The sequence below is a fragment of the Dietzia sp. ANT_WB102 genome (assembly GCF_008369165.1).
Taxonomy (GTDB): domain Bacteria; phylum Actinomycetota; class Actinomycetes; order Mycobacteriales; family Mycobacteriaceae; genus Dietzia.
This window is the reverse complement of sequence record NZ_VOBA01000001.1, coordinates 1,228,000-1,240,967: the sequence shown is the minus strand read 5'-3', so window position 1 is coordinate 1,240,967 and position 12,968 is coordinate 1,228,000. Positions and strand designations below refer to the sequence as shown.

General features: G+C 69.8%; 11 protein-coding genes. 10 read left to right on the top strand and 1 reads right to left on the bottom strand.

The window, feature by feature from the left end; all coding sequences use genetic code 11:
- Positions 1–13 precede the first annotated feature (13 nt).
- The 10 genes from FQ137_RS05650 (at position 14) to FQ137_RS05605 (ending at position 12,483) form a co-directional block, all read left to right on the top strand.
- Positions 14–1,429 carry a dipeptidase gene (locus FQ137_RS05650; RefSeq protein WP_149291529.1) on the top strand — a complete coding sequence of 472 codons (1,416 nt, stop codon included), beginning with the start codon at positions 14–16 and terminating at the stop codon, positions 1,427–1,429.
- Positions 1,430–1,573: 144 nt separating this feature from the next.
- A complete protein-coding gene (locus FQ137_RS05645) occupies positions 1,574–2,755 on the top strand; it encodes an alpha/beta hydrolase family protein (RefSeq protein ID WP_149291528.1) in 1,182 nt (393 codons plus the stop codon).
- Between the two features lie 50 nt (positions 2,756–2,805).
- Positions 2,806–5,079 carry an AAA family ATPase gene (locus FQ137_RS05640; protein ID WP_149291527.1) on the top strand — a complete coding sequence of 758 codons (2,274 nt, stop codon included), beginning with the start codon at positions 2,806–2,808 and terminating at the stop codon, positions 5,077–5,079.
- Positions 5,080–5,265: 186 nt separating this feature from the next.
- Positions 5,266–5,799 (top strand): hypothetical protein, encoded by a 534-nt coding sequence (locus tag FQ137_RS05635; protein ID WP_149291526.1) that lies wholly within the window; start codon positions 5,266–5,268, stop codon positions 5,797–5,799.
- A 132-nt stretch (positions 5,800–5,931) separates the two neighbouring features.
- The gene (locus tag FQ137_RS05630) at positions 5,932–8,976 is read left to right on the top strand and encodes a Na+/H+ antiporter subunit A (protein WP_149291525.1); all 3,045 of its coding nucleotides are present in this window, start codon (positions 5,932–5,934) and stop codon (positions 8,974–8,976) included.
- Positions 8,973–9,566 (top strand): Na(+)/H(+) antiporter subunit C, encoded by a 594-nt coding sequence (locus tag FQ137_RS05625; RefSeq protein ID WP_149291524.1) that lies wholly within the window; start codon positions 8,973–8,975, stop codon positions 9,564–9,566. The genes FQ137_RS05630 and FQ137_RS05625 overlap by 4 nt, the downstream gene beginning before the upstream one ends.
- Positions 9,563–11,188, top strand: a complete 1,626-nt coding sequence (locus FQ137_RS05620; RefSeq protein ID WP_149291523.1) for a Na+/H+ antiporter subunit D — start codon at positions 9,563–9,565, stop codon at positions 11,186–11,188. Before FQ137_RS05625 ends, FQ137_RS05620 begins: the two co-directional genes overlap by 4 nt.
- Before the next feature lies 1 nt (position 11,189).
- Positions 11,190–11,828 (top strand): Na+/H+ antiporter subunit E, encoded by a 639-nt coding sequence (locus tag FQ137_RS05615; protein ID WP_149291522.1) that lies wholly within the window; start codon positions 11,190–11,192, stop codon positions 11,826–11,828.
- Positions 11,825–12,118 (top strand): monovalent cation/H+ antiporter complex subunit F, encoded by a 294-nt coding sequence (locus tag FQ137_RS05610; RefSeq protein ID WP_149291521.1) that lies wholly within the window; start codon positions 11,825–11,827, stop codon positions 12,116–12,118. Before FQ137_RS05615 ends, FQ137_RS05610 begins: the two co-directional genes overlap by 4 nt.
- Positions 12,115–12,483 (top strand): monovalent cation/H(+) antiporter subunit G, encoded by a 369-nt coding sequence (locus FQ137_RS05605; protein ID WP_149291520.1) that lies wholly within the window; start codon positions 12,115–12,117, stop codon positions 12,481–12,483. Before FQ137_RS05610 ends, FQ137_RS05605 begins: the two co-directional genes overlap by 4 nt.
- A gap of 106 nt (positions 12,484–12,589) precedes the next feature.
- On the opposite strand, the gene FQ137_RS05600 is transcribed toward FQ137_RS05605, so the two are convergent.
- Positions 12,590–12,931, bottom strand: a complete 342-nt coding sequence (locus FQ137_RS05600) for a hypothetical protein (RefSeq protein WP_149291519.1) — start codon at positions 12,929–12,931, stop codon at positions 12,590–12,592.
- Positions 12,932–12,968 lie beyond the last annotated feature (37 nt).

Sequence of the window (12,968 nt, the reverse complement as noted above, 5' to 3'; positions counted from 1 at the left end):
CTACTCTGTGCGCATGGCCGACTCCTCCGCGTTCGCTGATCCCCACCCCGATCTCGCACCGCTCGCCTCCGCGGTCTCCACCCAGCTCGACCGCGCCCGATCGGACCTTGCCGACCTCGTGGCCGTGCCGTCGGTGCACGATGCCGAGCCCGATGCCTGCGCCCGCGCCTGCGATCTGGTCCGCACGTTGCTGGCGGACCTTCCGGTCCCCGGCCTGGGCCCCGACGCGGTCGAGGTGATCGAGACCTCGGACGGGTCGCGCGCGGTGTTCGCCCACCGACCCGCCGCGCCCGGTCGCCCCACTGTGCTGCTGTACAGCCACTACGACGTGCAGCCCTCCGGGGATCCGGGCGAGTGGACGACGTCGCCGTGGGAGCTGACCGACCGCGACGGCCGGTGGTACGGCCGCGGCGCCGCGGACTGCAAGGGAAACTTCGTCGTACACCTCACCGCCCTGCGCGCCCTCGCGTCGCTCGGTGACGGCGCAGATCCGCTGGACGGCCTGGGAATCCGACTCGTCGTGGAAGGTTCCGAGGAGACCGGCGGAGGGGGGCTGGACGATCTCGTGGCCGATCGGCCCGAACTGGTGGCAGCGGACGCAATCCTCATCGCTGATTCCGGGAACGTCGCGGTCGGTACCCCCACGCTCACGACCAGCCTGCGAGGGATCGCGAACCTTGTCGTCACCGTCGACACCCTGGAGGCGGGCGTCCACTCCGGCCAGTTCGGGGGCGCCGCGCCCGACGCGCTGGCCGCGCTCATCTCGATCCTGTCCTCGATGCGCGACCCCCACACCGGGGCGACCACCGTCGACGGCCTGGACTTCACCGGCGAGTGGGACGGTCAGTCCTATCCCGAGGAGACATTCCGCGCCGACGCCGGGGTCCTCGAGGGAGTAGGGGTCTCGACGGCGGCGCCGCTCGCGGACCTGGTGTGGTCGCGGCCCGCGGTGACCGTGCTGGGCATCGACTGCCCGCCGGTCGAGGGTGCGATCGCCGCCGTCCAGCCCCGCGCCCGCGCCCTGGTCAACCTGCGCGTGCCGCCGGGCATGGATCCGCTCGAAGCGCAGCGACTGCTCAGCGAGCACATCGAGCGGCGCCGGCCTTGGAACGCCCGGATCAGCGTGGATCCAGAGGCCATTGGTCACCCGTTCCGCTCGGTCCCCGCCGGCGGCTCGAACCCGGTTCACGACCTGCTCTCGCAATGCCTCGCACATGCCTACGGCGCGGACGAGGTCGCAGTGGTGGGCTCCGGGGGGTCGATCCCGCTGTGCACGGCGCTGCAGCGCGCGCATCCGGACGCGAGCATCGCGCTCTTCGGCGTCGAGGACCCAGCGGCCGCGATCCACTCCCCCGATGAGAGCGTCGACCCTCGGGAGATCGAGCGCATCGCGCTGGCCGAGGCGGCGTTCCTCCAGCGGTACGTCTGAACAGCTGGCGCAGGCGGGCGTAGAACCGCGCGGTCGGCCTGCCTGCCCCCCACAGCGCCCATACCGGTAACGGTGTGACGGGCTGGGTCGATACTGTTTCCAGTGGTGGCTGCACGCTCCGGCCGCCCGGAAGAAGGAGCTGCCATGACCGTGCCCGAACTCGCCCACCGCGTCCGCCGCGCGGGTCGCGCTCTACTCGCCACCGCCACCGCCACCGTGCTGGCAGTAGGGCTGGCTCCCGCCTCGGCGCAGGCGCAGGCGCTGCCGGGGTCGATCAGCCCCGAGCAGATCGCCAACGACGCGCTCGGCACCATATCCCCGGAGAGCCTCAGCCAGCTCCTCTACTTCGGCAATCTGCCCGGCTCTTCCGGGTCGTCGATGATGGGCATCGCCAACCGCCTCGGCTTCTCACCAAACATGTTCGCCGGGCCGCCGCCGCCGGCGCCGCAACCCAACCCGAGCATCACCACGACGCGGGTTGTGGGCAAGGACATCGACGGTCGCTATGAGCGGTGGCTCATCGACTCCGCTGACATGAAGCGCGGGATCACCGTAGAGGTCTACCGCGCCGCCAACCCCAACGCGCCGTTCCTCTACCTCCTCGACGGTGTCGGCTCCGAGCTGCCCAGCGGCTTCATGCAGTGGGGTGCGGCCGAGCAGTTCCGTGACCAGAACGTCAACCTCGTCATCCCGACCGGCGGTCAGGGTTCGATGTGGGCGGACTGGAACCAGCAGGACCCGGTTCTGGGCCTCAGCAAGTGGGAAACCTTCATCACCCGCGATCTGCCTGCGCTCGTGGAACCTCAGGTCAGTTCCAATCGCAGCCGCGCGATCGGTGGTATCTCAATGGGCGCCGGCGCGGCCGTGACCATCGCGACCCGCCACCCCGACCTCTACAAGGCCGTCTTCGGCGTCTCGGGCTGCTACTCCACCGACGCCCTCGGGCAGATCCTCACCCGCTACACCGTAGAGAGTCGCGGTGCGACGCTGACCAACATGTGGGGCGAGCCGGGCAACGCACAGTGGGTGTCCAACGACGCCATGATCAACGCCGACAAGCTGCGGGGTAAGGCGATTTACCTCTCGTCCGGCACTGGCGTCGCCAACCCGGGCGACTGGGAGAACTACAACAACGATGCTCCCAACTTCGTCGCCGGCATGGCGCTCGAGCAGGCCACCGGTCAATGCACGCGCGCCGCGGACCGCCGCCTGCGCGAGCTGGGTATCCCGGCGCGCATCGATCACTTGCCGACCGGGATGCACAACTGGTCGTACTACTCCAAGCAGATCCCCGTCGCCTGGAACGCCATCCGGGGCGCCCTGTAGCCCCACCGGGACCCCGGGCACCCCGGACTGGCCGCGATACGCTCACTCGCGTGAACCCCCGCCCGGATCTTGACCTGACCCTGCGCCTGTCGGCGTCCGCGGCCGACTCCCGACGGGGGATCGTCCGCGCGCGCCCCGAGGTGATTCTCGCGCTGGGGATGCGGGAATGGGACGCCCTCGAGATCGTGGGAGCCCGCACCACCGGCGCCGTGGTCGCCGCGGCGGCCAAAGATGCTCCCAGCGGCGTACTGGTGGTCGATGAAGTGGTGGCGGCCAACTGTGGTCTGGGCGAGGACGCCCGGGTCACGGTGCGCGCGGCACCGGTGACCGGGGCGCAATCCATCGAGGTGCAGGGTTTACCCCCGGCAGGCCGTGGTGTCGCCGAGCGAGTGCTGCGGTCGGCGCTGCTGGGGAAGGTCGTGCGCGTCGGCGACTCCGTCACGTTGCTGCCGCGTGATCTCGGCCCCGACTTCCCCACTTCCGACACCACCCGCACGCTGCGCAACACCATGGGCGTGCAGTGGAGCACCGAGCTGCTCACCGTCACCGCGACCGTGCCCGACGGGATCGTCTCCGTCCAGCCCACCACCGCAGTCATGACCACCGCCGTGATGACTAGCGCGGTGGCATCCGACGCGGGAACGGGCGGCGCCAGCACCGCGGGCGCGAGACGAACGACGACGACGAGCTCAGCGGGCCCGACCGCTCCCGCGAGTGCCGGGAGCACGGATGTGGCCGGCGGTTCGGCCATCGCGGCCGTCGCGAGGGAGGACCTCGTGGGCGTCGCCGACCAGGCCGAGGTGCTGGAGCAGTGGCTTTCGCTCGCTCTGGATCGGTCGGAGCTGCTGCGCACGCTGGGCGCGTCACCGCACCTCGGGGTGCTCGTGGCGGGACCGCCGGGCGTCGGCAAGGCGACCCTCGTCCGCTCGGTCGCGGGAACACGGCGACTCGAGGTCGTCGACGGGCCCTCGATCGGGGCGCTCGACCCGGCGTCACGGTTGGAGACGGTGCGGGCGGCGGCCGAACGGGCCCGCGAGAAGGGCGGAATCCTGCTCGTCACCGATGTCGATGCGCTGCTGCCCGCCCAGACCGAGCCGGTGTCCACGTTGATCCTTGACCGGTTGCGCTCTGTGGTCGCCGCCCCGGGGTCGGTTCTGGTGGCAACGTGCGTGCGCCCCGACGATGCCGATGCCCGGCTGCGGGAACCCGACGTGTGCGACCGGGTCCTGGACCTGCCCCTGCCTGATGCGGCCGACCGTGCCGCACTACTGGAAGTCATGCTCCGGGGCGTTCCCAGCGCGACCCTGGATCTGCCGGCCGTCGCCGACCGCACTCCCGGCTACGTCGCCGGCGACCTACGGGCTCTCACCCGGGAGGCGGCCCTGCGGGCGGCCGGCCGGGCTGCAGGCGAGGATGGGTCCGTCCCTTCGGCCGCCCGCCTCGAACAGGACGATCTACTGGGGGCGATAGGTGTGATTCGTCCGCTGTCGCGGTCGGGCACCGCGGAGTTGAGCCTGGGATCAATCACCCTCGACGACGTGGGTGACATGCGGGAGGTGCGTCAGGCGCTCACCGAGACGGTGCTGTGGCCGCTGCAGCACCGCGACTCCTTCGAACGGCTCGGAGTGCAGCCACCGAGGGGCGTGTTGCTGTACGGCCCACCGGGCTGTGGCAAGACATTCATCGTGCGGGCCCTTGCCGCGAGTGGTCGGTTAACGGTGCACATGGTCAAGGGCGCCGAGCTCATGGACAAATGGGTCGGGTCCTCGGAGAAGGCCGTACGCGACCTGTTCCGCAAAGCCCGCGATTCGGCGCCTTCGCTGGTGTTCCTCGACGAGATCGACGCGCTGGCCCCGCGCCGCGGTCAGACCGGAGACTCGGGAGTGGGCGACCGTGTGGTCGCAGCCCTGCTCACCGAGCTCGACGGGGCGGAACCACTGGGAGATGTGGTGATCCTCGGCGCCACCAACCGCCCCGAGCTCATCGACCCAGCCCTCCTGCGTCCGGGGCGGCTGGAGCGCCTGGTCTTTGTGCCCCCGCCCGACGCCGAGGCCCGCGCCGATATCCTCCGGGCCGCCGGGCGGGACGTCCCCCTGGCCGAGGACGTGGACCTGGCAGAACTCGCCGCCGGTCTGGACGGCTACTCGGCAGCGGACTGCGCGGCCCTGCTGCGGGAGTCGGCGCTGACCGCGATGCGGCGCGACATCGACGCCGCCGAGGTCACCGCCGATGACGTGGCGCGCGCCCGCCGCGCGGTCAGGGCCTCACTCGATCCGGAGCAGGTGGAGAACCTGCGGCAGTTCGCCGAGCGGCGCGAGAACTGACCCGCGCGAAATCTGAGCCGCGGTGGAGCTGAGTGGCGGGATTCGCGCTGGCGGCCTACTGTGTGTAGCCATGCGGAAGATTCTCGTAGTAGCCGGACGTAACGGGGCCTGACAGACCGGCACCCCTGTTGCGTGGTTACTCCTTCTCCGTCGGTCACTGTACCGACGTAGAGAAACGAGAACGCCATGAACACCACCGCCAACACCACCTTCGACCAGCCCGACACGACGTCAACCACGTCCTCGTGCCCTTTCTTCACGCGGTTCGGTCGCCGCCTGCCGCGGGGGTTCGCCGCCGCGGCCGCGGGTCTGGACTGGCGCACACTGGTCGATACCTACGCGCCGTCGTCTGACCACTTCCATCTGTCCGACTTCTCGCGCCGCCCACTCGGCCGGGGCATCACCGCTTACGAGGCGATCCTGGCCACCCGCACGGCCGGGGATGCCCCCGGGGAGTTCACCGCCCACCGACTGACCACCGAGTCCTGCGGCGACGTCGCGGCCATGTCCGACATGTTGGGCCAAGTCGGCGCCCGGACCGAGATCGAGCGCTTCCACCAGTACGAGGGCCACTCCTTCGGCCAGACCGAATCCTGGTGCACCATCCTGCGGGCCAGCTGCGGCCGACGCGAGACGTGGGCGCTGGGGTTCGGGCAGACCTCCTCCGATGCCTCCATCTCCGCGCTACTCAGTGCCGCCACCCTCCTCCACCTGCGCTGAAGGTGGGCCAGAAACACTGTTCTGTAAAGTGATCGCTGGAACCACGCCCCGGTCGACCCCCGGCTCCCCGCCGTTTCACGGCGGGTTCGTCCGCACGTCGTCGTCCGATCGACGCTAGGAGAGGAGCCGCCGGTGATCGTGATCCTCGCGGCCCATGCCGTGGCCGCTCTGATCGCGATTCCGCTGGTGTTGAGGCTGGGTCGCCGCGCCTTCCCGCTACTGGCCCTGGTCCCCGCCGCCGGTGCGGTGTGGGTGGCAGCCCACCTCGACAGCGTTCCCACGGAGTCCATCCAGTGGGCTCCCACTGTCCACCTCGCGCTGGACCTGCGGATGGACGCCCTGTCCGCGCTGATGTCCCTCATCGCGCTCGGTGTGGGCGCGTTGGTCCTCATCTACTGCACCTGGTACTTCGACGACTCCGAACCGCGGCTACACCTGTTCGCGGCGGAACTCGTCGCCTTCGCGGGCGTCATGTTCGGGCTGGTTGTGGCCGACAACATGATCCTTCTGTACATCTTCTGGGAGATCACCTCCGTCCTGAGTTTCCTGCTGGTCGGCCACTACGCCGAGCGGGCCACGTCCCGCCGCGCAGCCACGCAGGCGCTGCTGGTGACCACCCTCGGCGGGCTGGCGATGCTCGTCGGCATGATCATCCTGGCGCAGGAGGCCGGGTCGTACCTGCTCAGCGACATCGTCGCGTCCCCGCCGTCCGGGACGCTCGTGCACTGGGCGCTCGCACTTGTCATCGTCGGCGCGACGAGCAAATCCGCCATCGCGCCCCTGCACTTCTGGTTGCCGGGGGCGATGTCCGCCCCGACCCCGGTGAGCGCGTACCTGCACTCCGCAGCCATGGTCAAGGCCGGAGTCTTCCTGGTCGCAGCGTTCAGCCCGGGGATGTCCGGCTCGGCCACGTGGCAGTTGCCCCTCATCGCCCTGGGACTGGGGTCCCTGCTCATGGCCGGATGGCGGGCGCTGCGCGAGACCGATCTCAAGCTGGTGCTGGCCTTCGGCACGGTATCGCAGCTGGGCTTCCTGCTGGTGCTGGTGGGAATCGGCTCCCGGAACACCATGCTTGCCGGGCTGACCATGCTACTGGCCCACTCGCTGTTCAAATCGTCCCTGTTCATGGCGGTCGGAGTGATCGACAAGACCACCGGGACCCGCGAGATCCGCGAACTGTCCGGCCTCGGTCGCACCCGCCCCGCCCTGGCGGTGTTCTTCACGCTCGCCGCCGCCTCGATGGCGGGACTGCCTCCGCTCCTGGGGTTCATCGGCAAGGAAGCCGCGTTCGCCACGGTGCTGTCCGAGGAGCGACTGCACGGGATGCCGTCACTCGTCGTCACTGCGGGATTGGTCGCGGGTTCGGTGCTCACCTTCGCCTACACCGCCCGCCTGGTCATGGGCGCCTTCCGCGCGAAGGCGTCCTTCCGCGACGGGATCAGCCCCGCCGTCGCCGACTCAAAGCCCGTCAGCCCGCTGTTCCTCTCGGTCCCCGCCGCCCTCGCCGTGGCCGGCCTGGTGCTCGGACTGTGGTCGGCCCCCGTCGAGAACCTCCTCGCCCGCTTCGTGGACGCCGCGTTCCCTCCCGGAAGCCCGTGGCGTGGCGGCGAGACCTACCACCTCGGGCTGTGGCACGGCCTCGACGTCCCACTGGCGCTCACGGTGGTCGTGTACGTGCTGGGGACCATGCTCTACGTCGCCCAGCGGACGGTTGAGCGCATGCAGTTCGAGTCGCCCGCTCTGGGTAACGCCGACCGCATCTACGACGCCGTCCTGCGCTTCTTCGACTTGTTGTCACTGCGCCTGACGGCGAGCATCCAGCGCGGCTCCCTCCCGCTGACTCTAGGCATCATCCTGTTCACGCTGGTGTTGTTCCCGTTCGTCTCCCTGCTGGTCGGCACCCGCGAGGGCCTGCGAATGGAACTGTCGAACAACCCCGTCGTGCTGTTCGTCATGATCCCCATGGCCATCGCCGCGGTCGCCGCCACCGTCCTGCGCAACCGCCTCGCCGCGGTGATCAGCATGTCCGTCACCGGCTACGGTCTCGCCATCATCTTCGCCTTCCACGGCGCCCCTGACCTGGCACTCACCCAGGTCCTGGTCGAGACGCTGATGATGGTGGCGTTCGTCCTCGTGCTGCGCACAATGCCCGCCGAGGTCCCGCTGTCTGCCGGCTTCCGACGGATGCGTGCCTGGCTCGGCATCGGGGTGGGCCTGCTCGTGGTGATCGTCGGCGCCTACGCCATCAACGCCCGCCAGGACCCGGCCGTGTCCACGGTCTTCCCGGACATCGCCTACGGCATCGGAAACGGCGCCAACGCCGTCAACGTCACCTTGGTCGACATCCGCGCCTGGGACACCCTCGGCGAGATCACGGTGCTGCTCGTCGCCGCCACCGGTGTGGCCAGCCTGGTCTTCCGTAACCGTCGCTACGGCTCGGGGCCGCGCATCGCCGACGCCGACAAGACCCGCTCCGGCCGACGCGGCATGGAGGCGGCCCGGATCGTCATCGAGGCGCCCGGCGCGTCCCCGGGCCGCTGGCTCGTCGGCGCGACCGTCCGCGACCCGCGCGCCCGTTCCCTTGTCCTCGAAGTCACCACCAGGCTCATCTTCCCCACGATGATGATCCTCAGCCTGTACTTCTTCTTCGCCGGCCACAACAACCCCGGGGGCGGCTTCGCCGGCGGCCTGGTGGCGGGCCTCGCCCTGGTCCTGAGGTACATCGCCGGCGGCCGCTACGAACTCGGGGAGGCCCTCCCGATCGATGCCGGCCGCATCCTCGGGGTCGGACTCCTGCTCGCCGCCGGGACGGCCGCCACCTCCATGGCGTTCGGCGCGCCCCCACTGTCCAGCGCCACCTTCGAGTGGACGCTCCCGGTGTTTGGTGACGTCAAGTTCGTCACGGCGATGATCTTTGACGCGGGGGTGTACCTCATCGTCGTCGGCCTCGTTCTCGACATCCTCCGCAGTCTCGGTGCCCGGCTCGATCTCGACGCCGAGGACCTCGCGGAACTCCGCGCCATCTACGTCGACGCCACCGATTCGCCGTCCACCGCCTCCCTGCGCAGCGTCCCCGGCGTCGACGGCGCCGCGCCGAGGTCCGATCTGTCCGCCCGCCGCGCCGCCCGACTCGAGGCCGCCGAGAACCAGGGCGCCTCTCCCCGGGGGATGCCATGACCGCCGACTTCGCGCTGCTCTTCCTCGCCGGCATCCTCAGCGCCGCCGGCGTCTACCTACTGCTCGAGCGGTCGATCATCAAGATCCTGCTCGGCATCATGATCCTGTCCAACGGCGTCAACCTGTTGCTGTTGGCCTCAGGTGGCGCCCCCGGGAACCCGCCCATCCGCGACCGGGGCTGGGGCGACAACGCCGTCGACTCCGACCCACTGTCCCAGGCGATGATCCTCACCGCCATCGTCATCACCGCCGGCGTCGGCGCGTTCATCCTCGCGCTGGCCTACCGCTCGTACCAGTTCACCACCGTGGATGAGGTCGCGGACGACGCCGAGGACACCAAGATCGCCAAGCGCTCCCCCACCGACACCTGGTCGGCGCCCGACCGCGACGCCTCCGACGACCTGACCACAGGCCTGCCCACGGAGCTCGGTGATTACGTGGACTACGACGACGAGGACCTCGAGGACGCCGAGGCCGAGGCCGCCGCGGGCACCCGCGCGGAGGCCACGTCGCGAGCCGAGGCCGAAGCCCGAAGGATGAACCGTCGCGAGCGGCGCGACAAGGCGACCGGAGAAGAGGAGGACCTGTGATCTCCCCCGATCTCTTCGGCTACCTCATCCCGTCCGTCTTCCTCGGCCCGCTGCTGGCGGCCGCCCTGTGTCTGGTCGTTTCCCGCCGGCCGCGGGTCCAGAACATCATCACGATCATCACCCTGGCCGGGGTGCTGGCCGTGTCGGGGATCCTGCTGGTGCTCACCGAACAGCACGGGATGCACACCGTCCAGGTGGGAGGGTGGGACGCCCCGGTCGGCATCACCCTGGTCGCGGACCGGCTCAGCGCGCTCATGCTGTGTGTGTCCGCCGTGGTCCTGCTGACTGTCATCGTCTACGCCGTCGGTCAGGGTGTCCGTGACGGCGACGGTGACCAGCCGACCTCGGTATTCCTACCCACCTACCTCGCGTTGGCGGCCGGCCTCAACGCGGCGTTCATCGCCGGCGACCTGTTCAACCTCTTCGTTGGGTTCGAGATCCTGCTGGCCGCCTCCTACGTTCTGCTGACGTTGGGGGCCAGCCAGGAACGCGTCCGCGCGGGTGTGTCGTACACCGTCGTGTCGATGGTGTCCTCCACCGTCTTTCTCCTCGGCATCGCGCTGACCTACTCCGCCACCGGGACCCTCAACCTGGCGCAACTCGCCACCCGCATGGCCGAGGTCCCGGACGGTGTGAGGAACACCATCTTCGCGGTGTTCCTCGTCGCGTTCGGTATCAAAGCCGCCGTGTTCCCGCTCTCCACCTGGCTGCCGGACTCCTACCCGACCGCGCCCGCCCCGGTCACCGCCGTGTTCGCTGGCCTGCTCACCAAGGTCGGCGTGTACGCGATCATCCGCTTCCACACCCTGGTGTTCCCCGGCGGCAGCATGGACGGGGTCCTCCTGGTGGCCGGCCTGCTCACCATGGTCGTCGGCATCCTCGGCGCGATCGCCCAGTCGGACATCAAACGAATACTGTCGTTCACGCTGGTCAGTCACATCGGCTACATGATCTTCGGCATCGCCCTGTCCACCGAGGCCGGGCTGAGCGCCGCGATCTACTACGTCGGTCACCACATCATCGTCCAGACCACGCTGTTCCTCGTCGTGGGCCTGATCGAACGGCAGGCGGGTTCGTCCTCCCTCCGCCGCTTGGGGTCACTCGGCGTCGTCAGCCCGGTGCTGGCCGTCACGTTCCTCGTCCCGGCGCTCAACCTGGGTGGCATCCCGCCGTTCTCCGGTTTCGTCGGCAAACTCGCTGTGATCCAGGCGGGGGCCGAGGTCGGCGGCGCACTCATGTGGGTTCTCGTCGCGGGCGCCATGGTCACGAGCCTGCTCACTCTCTACGTGATGACGCGCGTGTGGTCCAAGGCGTTCTGGCGCCCCCGCGCCGACGCCCCCGAGGGTGCGATTGCCCTGGCCAAGCCGCTCGCACTGCTGCCGTCCGACGAGTACGTCGAGTTCGACGAACGCGACGAGGTCGGCCGGATGCCGTGGACCATGCTCGCCCCCACCTGGGCGCTCATCGCCGTCTCACTGCTCATGACCATCTTCGCGGGCCCACTCCTCGAGGTCACCGACGGCGCCGCCGCGAGCCTGATGGGGCGCAGTGAGTACCTTGAGACCGTCCCCGCCGATGCGTCGCCCGGCCGTGTCGTCGACTCCGTGACGGGGGTGCGCTGACATGGCCAGGAAGATCAAGATGGAGCCCCGGGTATTCGGCGCCCGACTGAGCATGACCCTGTGGCTGGCCGCGGCATGGGTCCTGTTGTGGGGCAACACCGATATCGGGACCATCGCCGCCGGACTGCTGGTGGCGACCTTCGTCATGGTGGTGCTCCCCCTCCCCCGAGTTCCCGTGGAGGGGCTGCTGCGCCCGGTGTCCACGGTGTGGTTGGTGCTTGTGGTGGCCTACTATCTCGTCCGCTCATCGATCGCCGTTGCCTGGCTGTCGGTCCGCCCAACCGCCCCGCCCCGTTCCGCGGTGCTACGCGCACCGATGCGGCTGAAGTCCGACTTCACCCTCGCCTTGGCCGTCAATACCCTGAACCTCCTGCCGGGCGGCATCGTCGTCCGCGTCGATCCCGTCGCCCGATACGTGTACATCCACGTGCTGGACGCCGGCAGCGACAAGGCCGTGGAACAGTTCCGACACCAGACCGCGCACGTCGAGAAGATCTACAAGCGGGCATTCGAACGCGACGAGGACTGGCGGCCGAGCCCAGAGCACTACTGGGCCCCCGCCGACAGCGGCCCGACGGCCGAAGGCACGAACGGGCCCACGGAGTCCGGCGCCACCTCAGAACAGGAGGTCCCCCGGTGACCATCTCACTCATCCTGTGGACCCTGGCGATCATCGCACTGACGGCGGCGCTGGCCCTCACCATGATCCGACTCGTCGCCGGACCCAACACCCTCGACCGCCTGATCTCGCTCGATACGCTGGTCGCGGTCGCCCAGGGCGGCCTCGGCGTCTACATCGCCTGGACCAGGGACACCACACCGGTGGCCGCGCTCGTCGCGCTCGCCCTCGTCGCGTTCCTCGGATCGGTGTCCGTGGCCCGCTTCCGCGTCGGCGACAACGTCGGATCCCCCGAGGAGACACTCTCATGACTGACAACCTGGTGGAGATCGTCTCCGCGCTGTTCGTCCTCGCCGGGGCACTGCTCACTCTGGCCAGCGCCATCGGCCTCGTCCGATTCCGCGACACCCTGAGCCGCATGCACCCGGCGGCCAAGCCGCAGGTCCTCGGGCTCGTGCTGATCCTGTTCGGTGCCGGGGTCCGGATTTACCCGGACATTGACCTCGGAATGCTCGTGCTGGCAGCCATGGTCGCCGTGAGCACCGCGCCCGTGATCGCCAACCGGATGGGCAACCTCGCCTACCGGGAGAGCGTCGAGGACGGCACCATCACTCACGAGGCCCCGGTGCTGGAGAAATTCACCGCTAAAGACATCGACAACCACCGGAGTTCCTGACCGGAACGGCCGCCCAACGCCACGAGCGTCCCGCACGCGCCCGTTTCGGGGCGATGTGTGCGGGACGCTCGTCTCGACGTTAAGTGCGGCGCTGGGCGCCGAAAGGTCAGGGGGCGGGCTGCGCGGGGGCGATTCCGCCTTGCTGCGCGGGGCTCGGGGCGCCGACGCCAGCGCCGGCGGGGGCCTGGCCGCTACCCTCTGCGCCGCCTTCCGCGCCGGGCATGCCGGTCTCGGTGGCGTCGCCCTCGGCGCTGTCAGCCGGGGTGGTCTCCTGCGGAGCCGGGATCGAGCTGGTCGGCCTGGCGTCCTCGGTGTAGCTGGGCAGCGTGTACGGCGCGTCGGCCTCGGCCGGCTGCTCGTTGGGCGGGCTGCACGCGGCCACGGCGAACGCGAGGGCGAGGGCGGGAGCCGCGACCAGGAGGCGGCGGGCGGTCTGACGCGGGGCCATGGGGGCTCCTTCGATCTCGGGAAGCTGCAAGTCGCTA

Bases quoted from the DNA above. Each gene is read 5' to 3' on its own strand.
- FQ137_RS05600 (WP_149291519.1), bottom strand. From the start codon at position 12,931: ATGGCCCCGCGTCAGACCGCCCGCCGCCTCCTGGTCGCGGCTCCCGCC.
- FQ137_RS05615 (WP_149291522.1), top strand. From the start codon at position 11,190: ATGGCCAGGAAGATCAAGATGGAGCCCCGGGTATTCGGCGCCCGACTG.
- FQ137_RS05635 (WP_149291526.1), top strand. From the start codon at position 5,266: ATGAACACCACCGCCAACACCACCTTCGACCAGCCCGACACGACGTCA.
- FQ137_RS05650 (WP_149291529.1), top strand. From the start codon at position 14: ATGGCCGACTCCTCCGCGTTCGCTGATCCCCACCCCGATCTCGCACCG.
- FQ137_RS05625 (WP_149291524.1), top strand. From the start codon at position 8,973: ATGACCGCCGACTTCGCGCTGCTCTTCCTCGCCGGCATCCTCAGCGCC.
- FQ137_RS05605 (WP_149291520.1), top strand. From the start codon at position 12,115: ATGACTGACAACCTGGTGGAGATCGTCTCCGCGCTGTTCGTCCTCGCC.
- FQ137_RS05645 (WP_149291528.1), top strand. From the start codon at position 1,574: ATGACCGTGCCCGAACTCGCCCACCGCGTCCGCCGCGCGGGTCGCGCT.